Below are 11925 nucleotides of genomic sequence, written 5' to 3' on the forward strand. Positions count from 1 at the left end.
AAAGCGTTAATCTGACGCGCTTTTTTCGCCCACGGTTGCCCGCCATGCTGTTCCAACACGTTGCCATCGCCGGTCTGGCCCATATCGACGCCCCGCGTCGGCTGACCTCCGACGAGATCCACGCCCGACTCAAGCCGACGATGGACCGTCTGGGCATCAAGGCCAACGTGCTGCAGGACGTGGCCGGCGTGAACGAACGCCGCCTGTGGGACGGCGAGGTGCTGCCCTCCGACGCCGCGACGCTCGCCGGCGTCAAGGCGCTGGCCGATGCCGGCATCGATGCCGATCGCATTGGCCTGCTGGTCAACACCTCGGTCAGCCGCGACTACCTCGAGCCGTCCACCGCCTCGATCGTCGCCGGCAACCTGCGCCTCGGGGATGAGTGCCAGAACTTCGACATCGCCAACGCCTGCCTCGCGTTCCTCAACGGCATGGACGTGGCCAGCCGCATGATCGAACGCGGCGAGATCGAATACGCGCTGGTCGTCGACGGCGAGACCGCCAACCTCGCCTACGAGAAGACCATCGAGCGCCTGAGCCGCGAAGGCGTGACCGCCGAGCAGTTCCGCGACGAGATGGCGACGCTGACGCTGGGTTCGGGGGCCGCCGCGATGGTGCTGGCCCGCGCCGAACTCGTGCCGGGCGCGCCGCGCTACAAGGGCAGCGTGACCCGTTCGGCCACCGAGTGGAACCACCTGTGCCGCGGCGACGTCAACCACGACCGCATGGTCGCCGACGGCCGCATGCTGATGATCGAAGGCGTGAAGCTCGGCCAGAAGACCTTCGCCGCCGCGCGCCAGGCGCTGGGCTGGGTGGTCGACGAGCTCGACGAATTCGTCATCCACCAGGTCAGCAAGGCGCACACCCAGGCCTTCCTCAAGGCCTTCGGTATCAGCCCGAAGAAGGTCATGACCATCTTCGGCGAGCACGGCAACATCGGTCCGGCCTCGGTGCCGATCGTGCTGAGCAAGCTGCGCGAAATGGGTCGCCTGAAGAAGGGCACGCGCGTGGCGCTGCTGGGCATCGGCTCGGGCCTGAACTGCTCGATGGCCGAAGTGGTCTGGTAACCGGCGCGATCCGCGCATGAAAAACGGGGCGCCTGGTGCGCCCCGTTTTCTTTTCCCCGGCCTCAGCCCGCCGCCGGCTGCTCCTGCAGATCCACCAGCACGCCGTCCCACAGCGCCAGGCGCGCGCGTACCGCCTCGGCGGCGGCCTCGATCACCTGCTGCTGGCGCGCCGGATCGTGGTCGACGGCGCGATCGATGATCCGCTGCGCCATCGGTCCGTGCGATTCGCCGTCGACTTCGATGTGGCGTCGCATATAGAACACGAACATCGGCGCCGCGGCCTCGTCGATGCGCCAGCGCGCGAGCAGCGCGTCGAACATCCGCGGGATCACGTTCTCGCGGCCATGGAAGAAGTTGGTCATCACCGCGAGCGTGCTGCCGTCGCGGGCGATGCGCAGGGTATGCCCCACGAACGCACGCACGTGCGCCGGCGCGCCCACCGTATGCAGCGCATCCAGCGGTTCCATGCCGTCGTCGACCAGCTGGAGGAAGCGCTCGAACTGCGCGGTGTCCGCGCCCACTTCGCGCATCGCGTCGAGGTAGAGATCGAGATGGCTGGCGGGCTCGCCGTCAGGACGCAGGTCGCTTTCCTCGCCGAGCACGATCTCGTTGACCAGATGCGCGGCGATGCGGTCACGCGGCGGCACCCACGGCACCTGCGTGCAGGTGAGGTCGCGCTGCAGGCGCTTGAGCAGGCTCATGAAGTCCCAGACCGCGAACACGTGCGCGCGCATGAAGCGCCGCAGGTCGCCGATGTCGGCGAGCGCCTCGAACACCGGGTGCAGCTCGAGCTGGGTGCGCAGGTCGCGCAGGGCGGTCGCGTCGGCGACGATGCGATCGGATTGATGCAGATCCATTACTGCGGCCATTACCGTTCTCCCTGGATAGGCGAAAGAGCGCCGGCCCGGTCGGGGCCGGCGTGTCCAGGACGCATCCGCGTCCGCCGTCAGAGTGGGGGTTTGCCCCCAGAGCCTTCCGTGCATGCGTCACGGTTCGCCATGCCGGCGGCCGTGGTCGCGCGCGCGGCGGCAATCCGCGCCGCGGCTGGGGTTCGGGCGGCGGGCACCGCATAATGGCGCCCCTTGTTCGGCGGGGCTGTCCTGTCCGGCACCACCGACAGACCACTGGCAGGCCTGCATGACCGCGTCGTCCCCGGTTCGCTTCCCCGACTACCCGTTCGCGCCGCAGCGGATCGAAATCCGCCCCGGCATCGCGATGTCGTACCTGGACGAAGGCCCGCGCGATGGCGAGGTCGTCGTCATGCTGCACGGCAATCCGTCGTGGAGTTACTACTGGCGCAAGCTGGTGCTCGGACTGCGCGATCCGGCGTCGGGAAAGGCCTATCGCTGCATCGTCCCCGACCACGTCGGCATGGGCCTGTCGGACAAGCCCGGCGACGATCGCTACCACTACACCCTGCAGTCGCGCGTCGACGACGTGACGACGCTGCTGGACCGCCTGGGCATCACCGGCCCGGTGACGCTGGCCGTGCACGACTGGGGCGGGATGATCGGCTTCGGCTGGGCGCTGTCGCATGCGGCGCAGGTGAAGCGGCTGGTGATCACCAACACCGCGGCATTTCCGTTGCCCGCGGCCAAGCCGATGCCGTGGCAACTGACGTTCGGCCGCGACTGGAAGCTCGGCGCGCTGGTGATCCGCGCATTCAACGCGTTCTCTGCGGGCGCCTCGTTCATCGGCCTCGAGAAGCCGATGCCGCGCGCCGTGCGCCGCGCCTACGTCGCGCCGTACGACTCCTGGGCCAATCGCATCAGCACCGTGCGCTTCATGCAGGACATTCCGCTGCGTCCGGGCGACAAGGCCTGGCCGTTGCTGGAGGAGGCAGGCCGGCGCCTGCCGGAATTCGGCGATCGTCCGGCGTTCATCGGCTGGGGCCTGCGCGATTTCGTGTTCGACAAGCATTTCCTCGACGGTTTCCGCGCCGCGCTGCCGCAGGCGGAAGTGCACGCGTTCGAGGACGCCAACCACTACGTGCTGGAAGACAAGGCCGAGGTGCTGGTGCCGGCGATCCGGCGGTTCCTGGATTCGCATCCGATCGGGTGAGGCGTTTTTCCTGCTCGCCGCGTGCGGGGAACAGGATTGCCCGATGTTTTCCTTCTCCCCGCGCGCGGGGAGAAGGTGGCCGTAAGGCCGGATGAGAGGGAGGCGAGCGCAGCGAGCTGCCCTTGCTTCGGGCAACGGCAAAGTCAAAAGCGCCCCTCACCCGCCTTCGGCACCCTCTCCCCATCGCTGCGCGACGGGGAGAGGAACGCGTCGAACGGGGACGCTCACACCTCCGGCAACGGATTGCGCTCCGCGTCGCCCACGCCCACCCAATCCGCCGGCGTCAGCACGCGCAAGCCGTGCGCCAGTCGCGCCTTGTCGCACTGCGCGCTGGGTTCGCCGAACTCGTACGACGCCGGCACCAGCGCGCACACCGACGGCCGGCGGTCGTGGATCGTGCAGCGGCTGTAGCGGCCGATGTCCGCATCCAGCGCGATGCAGCGCGGATGCGCCTGCGAGGTGCCGCGCATCGCGCGCTCGTGCGCCCGCAGCGGCTCGGTCAGTTCGAACGGCACCCGCCCGCCCAGCGCGGGGTCGGTCTCCGACCAGTGGAAGCTGACGCGGAAGAAGGCGCAGCAGGCGCCGCAGGACAGGCAGGGATGGGACGACACGGGGGCGCGCAGCCGGAACGGGGCGGCAATTCTAGGGGCGGCGCGGCCACTTCCGACGCGCCGCAACCGGCCGGTCGTCGGAGGCCGACGCCGGCCGTCGCAGAACGCGGGTCGGCGACAATAGGCGGATGAACGACGCTCCCCGCGACCGCTGCAACATCGCCGCTTCACTGCCGCGCCTGGCCGCGGAATTCCCCGACCGGATCGCCATGCGCTGCCCCGGCGCGCGCGGCCGCGACGGCTTCGCGCGCTACGACACCGCGCTGACCTACCGCGAGCTGGACGCGCGCAGCGACGCGATCGCCGCCGGCCTGGCGACGCGCGGCATCGTGCGCGGCACCCGCACCGTGGTGATGGTGCGGCCGACGCCGGAGTTCTTCCTGCTGATGTTCGCGCTGTTCAAGGCCGGCGCGGTGCCGGTGCTGGTCGATCCGGGCATCGACAGGCGCGCGTTGAAGCAATGCCTGGACGAAGCGCAGCCGGCGGCCTTCATCGGCATTCCGCTGGCGCAGTGCGCGCGCGTGCTGCTGGGCTGGGCGAAGTCGGCGCGCGTGCGCATCACCACCGGAGCGCGCGCGCTGCTCGCCGACGCGACGCTGGCGCAGGTCGAACGCGAGGGCGCCGGCGCGGGCTCGCAACTGGCCGACACGCAGCCGGACGATGTTGCCGCGATCCTGTTCACCAGTGGCTCCACCGGCGTGCCCAAGGGTGTCGTGTACCGCCATCGCCACTTCGTCGCGCAGATCGCGCTGCTGCGCGAGGCCTTCGGCATCGAAGCCGGTGGCGTCGATCTGCCGACCTTCCCGCCGTTCGCGCTGTTCGATCCGGCGCTCGGGGTGACCTCGGTGATTCCCGACATGGATCCGACCAAACCCGCGCTTGCCGATCCGCGCAAATTGCACGCTGCGATCGCGCGCTTCGGCGTCGACCAGCTGTTCGGTTCGCCGGCGCTGATGGGCGTGCTCGCGCGCCACGGCGCGCCGCTGCCCACGCTGCGTCGCGTCACCTCCGCCGGCGCGCCGGTGCCCGCGGACGTGGTGGCGCGCATGCGCGAACTGCTGCCCGCCGACGCGCGGTTCTGGACGCCGTACGGCGCCACCGAATGCCTGCCGGTGGCGGTGATCGAAGGCGGCGAGCTGCAGGCCACGCGCGCGGCGACCGAAGCCGGCGCCGGCACCTGCGTGGGCCGCGCCGTCGCGCCCAACGTCGTGCGCATCATCCGCATCCGCGACGACGCGATCGCGGACTGGTCGGAAGTCGAAGAGCTGGCGCGGGGCGAGGTCGGCGAGATCACCGTCGCCGGCCCGACCGCCACCGACAGCTACTTCAACCGTGAGGCGCAGACGCGGCTGGCGAAGATCCGCGAACGCGGCGTCGACGGCAGCGAGCGCATCGTGCACCGCATGGGCGATGTCGGTTATCTCGACGCCGATGGCCGCCTGTGGTTCTGCGGGCGCAAGTCGCATCGCGTGGAGACCGTCGCCGGGCCGCTGTACACCGAGCAGGTCGAACCGGTGTTCAACACGCATCCGGACGTGCGCCGCACCGCGCTGGTCGGCATCGGCGCGCACGACACGCAGGTGCCGGTGCTGTGCGTCGAACTCAACGCCGGCGTGGCGGCGGGCGAATGGCCCCGCGTGGAGCGCGAACTGCGCGCGCTCGGCCAGGCGCATGGGCATACGCGCGCTATCGACCGGTTCCTGCGCCACGCGAAATTCCCGGTTGACATCCGCCACAACGCCAAGATCGGCCGCGAGAAGCTGGCGGTGTGGGCGGCGGGGCAATTGCGCGGGTAGCGAGGGAGAGGCTCCTCCCTTTCGCCGCAGGCGAAGGGGAGGGCGGGGGAGGGGCCGAGCGCCGCAGGCGCGAGTGCGGTTGCTTCCGGACGTTGCAGGAAGCAACGGCAAAATCCAAAGCACCCCCTCCCGACCTCCCCCTTGCGCTGCGCGCAAAGGGGAGGGGAAGAGCAGGGGCTCCCTCCTTCGAAGAGGAGGGGAAGAGCAGGGCTCCCTCCCTTTCGCCGCAGGCGAAGGGGAGGGTTGGGGAGGGGTCGAGCGCCGCAGGCGCGAGTGCGGTTGCTTCCGGACGTTGCAGGAAGCAACGGCAAAATCCAAAGCCCCCCTCCCGGCCTCCCCCTTGCGCTGCGCGCAAAGGGGAGGGGAAGAGCAAGCTATCGCTGTACATCGAACAGGGAGAGACATGGACCGTCTCAGACTTCGTGCACGGACGCTGCGCAACCATGCCACCGACGCCGAGCGCGCCCTATGGCGCGCACTGCGCGGAAAGCAGCTGGATGGGTTCCGCTTCCGCCGTCAGGTGCCCATCGGTGGCTACATCGCGGACTTCGCCTGCCCGCAGGCAAAACTGATCGTCGAAATCGACGGCGGCCAACACGCGTTGCAGGCGGAGTACGATGCAGCCCGCACGAGGAAGCTGGAAGCGCTGGGCTACCGAGTGCTGCGCTACTGGAATGGCGACGTGCTGCTTCGGCTGGAATCGGTCGTCGACGACATTCACCGGCATCTGGTCATGGCGTCCATCACGGGCAAAGGCACCCTTCCCCGATCCTCCGTTTCGTTGCGCGAACGGGAGGACGCGGACGGCAACGACGAAGGCAAAGGCAACGAATGAAGATCCTCGTGACCGGCGGCGGCGGTTTCCTCGGCCAGGCCCTGTGCCGCGGCCTGCGTGCGCGCGGGCACGAAGTGGTCAGCTTCAACCGCGGGCTCTATCCGGCGCTCGCCGCGATCGGCGTGCGCCAGGTGCAGGGCGATCTCGCGTTGCGCGACGCGGTGATCGCCGCCGCGCAGGGCTGCGACGCGGTGATCCACAACGCGGCCAAGGCCGGCGCGTGGGGCAGCTACCGCAGCTATTTCGATGCGAACGTGGTCGGCACCGAGAACGTCATCGAGGCCTGCCGCATCCACGGCGTCAACCGCCTCGTCTACACCTCCACGCCGAGCGTCACCCATCGCGCCACGCACCCGGTCGAGGGCGGCACCGCCGACACCGTGCCCTACGGCGAGCACCTCAAGGCGCCGTACGCGGCGACCAAGCTGATCGCCGAGCGGCTGGTGCTGGCGGCGAACGACCAGACGCTCGCGACGGTCGCGCTGCGTCCGCGGCTGATCTGGGGCGTCGGCGACAACCAGCTGCTGCCGCGCCTGGTGGAACGCGCGAAGGCGGGGCGCCTGCGCTTCGTCGGCGACGGCCACAACCGCATCGACACCACCTATGTCGACAATGCGGCGCAGGCGCACTTCGACGCGCTGGCGCAGCTCGCCCCCGGCGCGCGTTGCGCGGGGCGCGCGTACTTCATCAGCAACGGCGAGCCGCGCAGCGTGCGCGACATCGTCAACGGCCTGCTGCGTGCGGCCGGCGCACCGCTGGTGGAGAAGACGATTCCGTTCCGCGTCGCCTACGTCGCCGGCGCGGTGTGCGAAGGACTGTGGCATGTGCTGCCGCTGAAGGGCGAGCCGCCGATGACGCGGTTCCTGGCGGAGCAGCTGAGCACGACGCATTGGTATGACATGACCCCGGCGCGCCACGATTTCGGCTATGTGCCGCAGGTGACGATCGACGAGGGGCTGACGCGGCTGGCAGCGGCCTGTCGCGGATGAAACGGCGTCGCGCGTGGCGGCGCGTGGCGGAGCAGAGCAGGGCCGCTCATGTTGCTCGCAGCGGTACGCGGCGGCGCGGCGCGGCGGCGCCGATCATCACCCGCCGCTAAGCCCCGCTCGGCGAGCATCGGCTTCCCACCCGTGCGTGCGTCCGGGAGGTTCCCATGCTGTACGGCTCCGCCATCTTTCTCGTCCTCGCCCTGATCGCCGCGGCGTTCGCGCTCAGCGGCCTGCCCACCGTGGCCGGTACGCTGGCGTGGTTCTGGTTCGCGGTCTTCTTCGGCCTCTCGCTCTCGGCGCTGTGGCGCTGGCACAACGACCACCACGACCACCATCATCACCGCCACTGAACGGATCGCGCTGACGCGGACGTCATCGCGCTGAAGGCCGGCTGGCCACGCGCGGCAACCGTCACCGCGCGACCACCGCGCTGCGGCGAGCATGGCCACGCGCCGAACCGGTGCATGGTCTGGAGGCTCGCATGCTGCACTACGCCGTCGTCTTCTTCGTGATCGCGATCATCGCGGCCGTGCTCGGCTTCACCGGCATCGCCGGTGCCGCCGGCAACATCGCCTGGATCCTCTTCGTCATCTTCCTCGTGCTGGGCATCATCTCGCTGCTGCGCGGCCGTCGCGTCTGACGCGCCTCGTCGCAGCGCAGCCGGCAACCTGCCAGCCCGCCTCCCGCGGCACCTCTACGCGTCGCGGGCCGGACGGGCGCCGGTCCCCGGCGGCTACAATGCCGGCATGACCGCCGGCGCCACGCCCCTCGATTCGCTCAAGCCCCTCGCCGGCCGTGCGCTGGAAGCGGCGCTCAACCGCGCGCTGGCCCTGGATCCCGATACCCGCGACGGCTTGCGCGCGCTCGACGGCCGCAGCGTGGCGCTGCACGTCGCCGCGCCGCGGCTGGCCCTGCAGGTCGCCGTCGCCGGCAACCGCCTGCGGGTGGGGCCGGTGCCGGAGGGCGAAGCCGCCGACCTGTCGGTGCGCAGCACCCTGGGCGGACTCATCGCGCAGCTGCCGTTCTTCCGCAACGACAACGCGCCGCCGGTGGGCAAGCTGCGCATCGAAGGCGACGCCGATCTCGCGCGCCGGCTGCAGCGCCTGGCCGAACGCTTCGATCCCGACTGGCAGCAGCCCTTCGCCGCGGTGTTCGGCGACGTGGTCGGCGTACAGGTCGCCAATGCCGTGCGCGCCGCGCTGCGCCACGCGCGCGAGGCCGGTGGCGCCTTCGCCAGCAACGCCGCCGAGTACGTCACCGAGGAATCGCGCGATGTGGTCGGGCGCGACGAACTCAACGCGTTCTTCGACGACGTCGATGCCGTGCGCGACGACGTCGAGCGCATCGCCGCGCGCGTGACGCGGCTGCGCGGCGCGATCGGGAGCGCCCGCGCATGACGCCGGTGTTCCGCGCCTGGCGCATTGGCCGGGTGCTGTTGCGGTACCGCCTCGACGACCTGCTCGACGGCACGCCGGCCGAGCGCTGGCTCCGGCTCGCGCGTCCGTTCGTGCCGCGCGCCTCCGCCGAGGTCGCTTCGCAATCGCGCGGTGCGCGCCTGCGCCTGGCGCTGCAGGAACTGGGGCCGATCTTCGTCAAGTTCGGACAGATCCTGTCGACGCGCCGCGATCTGGTGCCGCCCGACATCGCCACCGAACTGGCGCTGCTGCAGGATCGCGTCGCGCCCTTCGACGGCCAGGCCGCGCGCGCGATCGTCGAAGCGGCGTTGAACCGCGGCATCGGCGAGGCCTTCGCCAGCTTCGACACCGAGCCGCTGGCGTCCGCCTCGATCGCGCAGGTGCACGCCGCGACGCTGCATGCCCAAGGCGATGCGACGCGGCGCGAAGTCGTGGTGAAGGTGCTGCGTCCCGACATCGAGACGCAGATCGCCGCCGACATCGCGCTGCTCAGGGCGGTGGCGGGCGTGGTGGAACGCACGCATCCGGCGGCCGACAAGATCCGCCCGCGCGAGATAGTCGGGGAGATCGAGAACACGCTCGCCGCCGAACTCGACCTGCAGCGCGAAGGCGGCAACGCCAGCGTGCTGCGTCGCTTCTGGGCCAGCAGCGACGATCTGTACGTGCCCGAGGTGATCTGGTCGCACACCGCCGAACGCGTGCTGACGCTGGAGCGCGTGCGCGGCATTCCTTCCGACGACATCGCCGCGCTCGACGCCGCCGGCATCGACCGCCATGCGCTCGCCGCCAAGGGCGTGCGCGTGTTCTACACGCAGGTGTTCCGCGACAACTTCTTCCACGCCGATGCGCACGCCGGCAACATCTGGGTCGACAGCGACCCGGCGCGCAAGGCGAACCCGCGCTTCATCGCGCTCGACTTCGGCATCATGGGCCAGCTCTCCGACGAGGATCAGTACTACCTCGCCGAGAACTTCATGGCGATCTTCAACCGCGACTACCGCCGCATCGCCGAACTGCACGTGCAGGCCGGCTGGATGCCGTCGCACATCCGCATCGACGAGCTCGAAGCCGCCGCGCGCGCGGTGTGCGAGCCGTACTTCACCCGCCCGCTGAGCGAGATCTCGCTGGCCGAAGTGCTGGTGAAGCTGTTCCGCACCGCGCAGCGCTACGAGCTCACCCTGCAGCCGCAACTGATCCTGCTGCAGAAGACCCTGCTCAACATCGAAGGCGTCGGCCGCCTGCTGGATCCGAAGCTGGACATCTGGGCGGTGGCGCAACCGGTGCTGGCGAAGATCCTGGTCGAGCGCTACAGCCCGCAGCGGCTGGCCGGCGAATTCCGCAAGCGCCTGCCGGAATTCGTCACCCACGCGCCGGAGATGCCGCGCCTGCTGCACCTGTGGCTGCAGCAGCAGGTCGAAGGCAAGCACGCGCTGAGCATGCAGTCGCAGGACCTGCGCGCGCTCACGCGGGCCCTGCAGAGCGCGCAGCGCCGCACCATCGCCGCCATCTTCGGCACCGGCCTGCTCGTGGTCGCGGCGTTGCTGTACGCGCTGGAGGCCGGCGGTCCGCGGCTGCTGGGCGTGCCGGCGTCGGCGTGGATCGCCGCGATCGGCGGCCTGTGGGCGCTGCGCGCGGCCTGGCCGCGGCGCGCGTAGCGGCGGTCGCGCAAACGCGCGCGACCGTGCCAATATCGGGCGCAGTGGCCCCGGTACAGGCCGAGCGAGGATCCGCTTGGGGACGGTCCGTGTGGGAACGAGGCGAGCGCAATTCCATGTCCTGAAGTCCTTCATGCCGGCACTGGCAGGGCTGGTGGCATGGCTGGCGGCCGCGGGGTTGGCCTCGCTGTTGCTGTACTACGTGGATGCGAAGGCGCGCCTGGAAGCGACCGGCAAGGTGCGCGTCGCCCTCGGCGAGGCGCGCGACGAGATCGATCGTCGCCTGGAGACCGCGCTGGCGGTGCCCGAAACCCTGGCCGCGGTGATCGCCGCCGAAGAGCGCATCGACGACCCCACCTTCGAGGCGATCGCCTCGCGCCTGGTGCGCGCCAATCCCTCGATCCGCAACGTCGCGCTGGCGCCGGGCGGGGTGATCACCGCCATCCACCCGCGCCGCGGCAACGAAGCGGCGCTGGGCCTGCGTTACGTCGACGTGCCCGCGCAGTACGAGGCGGTGCAGCAGGCAATCCGCACCCGGCGCACCGTGGTGTCCGGGCCGATCGGCCTGATCCAGGGCGGCAATGGCGTGGTCAGCCGCACGCCGGTGTTCCTGCGCGGGCCGGGCGGGCGCGACACGCGTTACTGGGGCCTGGTCTCGCTCGCGGTCAACGTCGATCCGCTGCTGATCGACATCCGCCGCGTCGCCGAGCGCAACGGCCTGCGTATGGCCGCGCGCCGCGCCGACCCCGGCCAACGCCCGGGCGAGGCGTTCTTCGGCGACCCCACCGTGTTCGCCGCATCGCCGGTGACGACCTATTACCCGCTGCCCGGCGGCGGACGCTGGGAACTGGCGGCGCTGCCGCGCGACGGCCTGGCTGCGATGCGCGCGCCGCTGTACGTGCGCGTGCCGCTGCACGTGCTGGCGCTGCTGCTGGGCTGGTTCACCTACCGCCTGCTGGCCAGCCAGGGTCGCGACCGCATGCTGGCCGGCCACGACGCGCTCACCGGTCTGCTCAACCGCAAGTCCTTCGACCTGCAGCTGCACGAGGCGATGCAGCAGACCCAGCCGCGCAGCTGCGCGCTGGTGCTGATCGACCTGGACCGCTTCAAGCCCGTCAACGACAACTACGGCCACCGCGCCGGCGATCTGGTCCTGCAACAGGTCGCGCAGCGGCTGCAGCAGGTCACGCACAGCGAGGACAACGTCTATCGTCTGGGCGGTGACGAGTTCGCGCTGCTGCTGCAGGGCAAGCGCGGCACGCGCGAGTTGTTCCACCTCGTCGACCGCGCGGTCGAGGCGATCCGCCAGCCGGTGGTGCTGCCCGACCGCCGCAGCGTCAGCGTCGGTGCCTCCACCGGCGTGGCGGTGTTTCCCTCGGGCGAGGAGCCCGAGTTGCCCGCCGAAGTCTTCGATCGCGCCGACCGCGCGCTGTACCGCTGCAAGACGCAGGGCGCCAACGGCGCGGCCGACAAGCTCGAATCGATCCGCTGAGGCG

12 protein-coding genes are annotated in these 11925 nt (G+C 70.6%); 10 read left to right on the forward strand and 2 right to left on the reverse strand.

The features are described 5' to 3' along the window. Window positions 1-44 precede the first annotated feature (44 nt). Window positions 45-1067 (forward strand): 3-oxoacyl-ACP synthase III, encoded by a 1023-nt coding sequence (locus ACFPN1_RS12700; RefSeq protein WP_386755433.1) that lies wholly within the window; start codon window positions 45-47, stop codon window positions 1065-1067. Window positions 1068-1129: 62 nt separating this feature from the next. Here ACFPN1_RS12700 and ACFPN1_RS12705 read toward each other — a convergent pair whose 3' ends face one another. Next, complete coding sequence (locus tag ACFPN1_RS12705) at window positions 1130-1936, reverse strand: DUF3050 domain-containing protein (RefSeq protein ID WP_386755434.1); 807 nt, start codon at window positions 1934-1936, stop codon at window positions 1130-1132. Window positions 1937-2204: 268 nt separating this feature from the next. On the opposite strand from ACFPN1_RS12705, the gene ACFPN1_RS12710 reads away from it, so the two are divergent. Then, window positions 2205-3128 (forward strand): alpha/beta fold hydrolase, encoded by a 924-nt coding sequence (locus tag ACFPN1_RS12710; RefSeq protein WP_386755436.1) that lies wholly within the window; start codon window positions 2205-2207, stop codon window positions 3126-3128. A gap of 224 nt (window positions 3129-3352) precedes the next feature. Here ACFPN1_RS12710 and ACFPN1_RS12715 read toward each other — a convergent pair whose 3' ends face one another. After that, window positions 3353-3739, reverse strand: a complete 387-nt coding sequence (locus ACFPN1_RS12715; RefSeq protein WP_386755437.1) for a YkgJ family cysteine cluster protein — start codon at window positions 3737-3739, stop codon at window positions 3353-3355. Between the two features lie 128 nt (window positions 3740-3867). Between ACFPN1_RS12715 and oleC the strand changes: the two genes are divergently transcribed. The 8 genes from oleC to ACFPN1_RS12755 all read left to right on the forward strand — a co-directional run bounded on the left by oleC (window position 3868) and on the right by ACFPN1_RS12755 (window position 11921). Then, window positions 3868-5535, forward strand: coding sequence for an olefin beta-lactone synthetase (gene oleC, locus ACFPN1_RS12720; RefSeq protein ID WP_386755439.1), 1668 nt, complete (start codon window positions 3868-3870; stop codon window positions 5533-5535). Between the two features lie 403 nt (window positions 5536-5938). Next, entirely contained in the window at window positions 5939-6370 is a 432-nt protein-coding gene (locus tag ACFPN1_RS12725) for an endonuclease domain-containing protein (RefSeq protein WP_386755441.1), read from the forward strand. Further along, window positions 6367-7359: a 2-alkyl-3-oxoalkanoate reductase gene (oleD, locus tag ACFPN1_RS12730; protein WP_386755443.1), complete on the forward strand. Its 993-nt coding sequence runs from the start codon at window positions 6367-6369 to the stop codon at window positions 7357-7359. The genes ACFPN1_RS12725 and oleD overlap by 4 nt, the downstream gene beginning before the upstream one ends. Before the next feature lie 164 nt (window positions 7360-7523). After that, complete coding sequence (locus ACFPN1_RS12735; protein WP_386755444.1) at window positions 7524-7709, forward strand: hypothetical protein; 186 nt, start codon at window positions 7524-7526, stop codon at window positions 7707-7709. Between the two features lie 131 nt (window positions 7710-7840). Beyond that, window positions 7841-7999, forward strand: coding sequence for a DUF1328 domain-containing protein (locus tag ACFPN1_RS12740; protein ID WP_386755446.1), 159 nt, complete (start codon window positions 7841-7843; stop codon window positions 7997-7999). 106 nt (window positions 8000-8105) lie between these two features. Next, on the forward strand, window positions 8106-8756 hold the full coding sequence (locus tag ACFPN1_RS12745; protein WP_386755447.1) for a ubiquinone biosynthesis accessory factor UbiJ: 651 nt from the start codon (window positions 8106-8108) through the stop codon (window positions 8754-8756). Further along, on the forward strand, window positions 8753-10429 hold the full coding sequence (gene ubiB / locus ACFPN1_RS12750; RefSeq protein ID WP_386755448.1) for a ubiquinone biosynthesis regulatory protein kinase UbiB: 1677 nt from the start codon (window positions 8753-8755) through the stop codon (window positions 10427-10429). The genes ACFPN1_RS12745 and ubiB overlap by 4 nt, the downstream gene beginning before the upstream one ends. A 133-nt stretch (window positions 10430-10562) precedes the next feature. Beyond that, the gene (locus ACFPN1_RS12755; protein WP_386755450.1) at window positions 10563-11921 is read left to right on the forward strand and encodes a diguanylate cyclase domain-containing protein; all 1359 of its coding nucleotides are present in this window, start codon (window positions 10563-10565) and stop codon (window positions 11919-11921) included. Window positions 11922-11925 lie beyond the last annotated feature (4 nt).

It is taken from the genome of Lysobacter yangpyeongensis (genome assembly GCF_042655745.1).
GTDB classification, from domain to species: domain Bacteria; phylum Pseudomonadota; class Gammaproteobacteria; order Xanthomonadales; family Xanthomonadaceae; genus Agrilutibacter; species Agrilutibacter yangpyeongensis.

Excerpts from the sequence above, each read along its gene's own strand:
- ACFPN1_RS12740 (WP_386755446.1), top strand. The coding sequence starts at position 7,841 with ATGCTGCACTACGCCGTCGTCTTCTTCGTGATCGCGATCATCGCGGCC.
- ubiB (WP_386755448.1), top strand. The coding sequence starts at position 8,753 with ATGACGCCGGTGTTCCGCGCCTGGCGCATTGGCCGGGTGCTGTTGCGG.
- ACFPN1_RS12755 (WP_386755450.1), top strand. The coding sequence starts at position 10,563 with ATGCCGGCACTGGCAGGGCTGGTGGCATGGCTGGCGGCCGCGGGGTTG.
- ACFPN1_RS12745 (WP_386755447.1), top strand. The coding sequence starts at position 8,106 with ATGACCGCCGGCGCCACGCCCCTCGATTCGCTCAAGCCCCTCGCCGGC.
- ACFPN1_RS12725 (WP_386755441.1), top strand. The coding sequence starts at position 5,939 with ATGGACCGTCTCAGACTTCGTGCACGGACGCTGCGCAACCATGCCACC.
- ACFPN1_RS12735 (WP_386755444.1), top strand. The coding sequence starts at position 7,524 with ATGCTGTACGGCTCCGCCATCTTTCTCGTCCTCGCCCTGATCGCCGCG.
- oleD (WP_386755443.1), top strand. The coding sequence starts at position 6,367 with ATGAAGATCCTCGTGACCGGCGGCGGCGGTTTCCTCGGCCAGGCCCTG.
- oleC (WP_386755439.1), top strand. The coding sequence starts at position 3,868 with ATGAACGACGCTCCCCGCGACCGCTGCAACATCGCCGCTTCACTGCCG.
- ACFPN1_RS12705 (WP_386755434.1), bottom strand. The coding sequence starts at position 1,936 with ATGGCCGCAGTAATGGATCTGCATCAATCCGATCGCATCGTCGCCGAC.
- ACFPN1_RS12710 (WP_386755436.1), top strand. The coding sequence starts at position 2,205 with ATGACCGCGTCGTCCCCGGTTCGCTTCCCCGACTACCCGTTCGCGCCG.
- ACFPN1_RS12700 (WP_386755433.1), top strand. The coding sequence starts at position 45 with ATGCTGTTCCAACACGTTGCCATCGCCGGTCTGGCCCATATCGACGCC.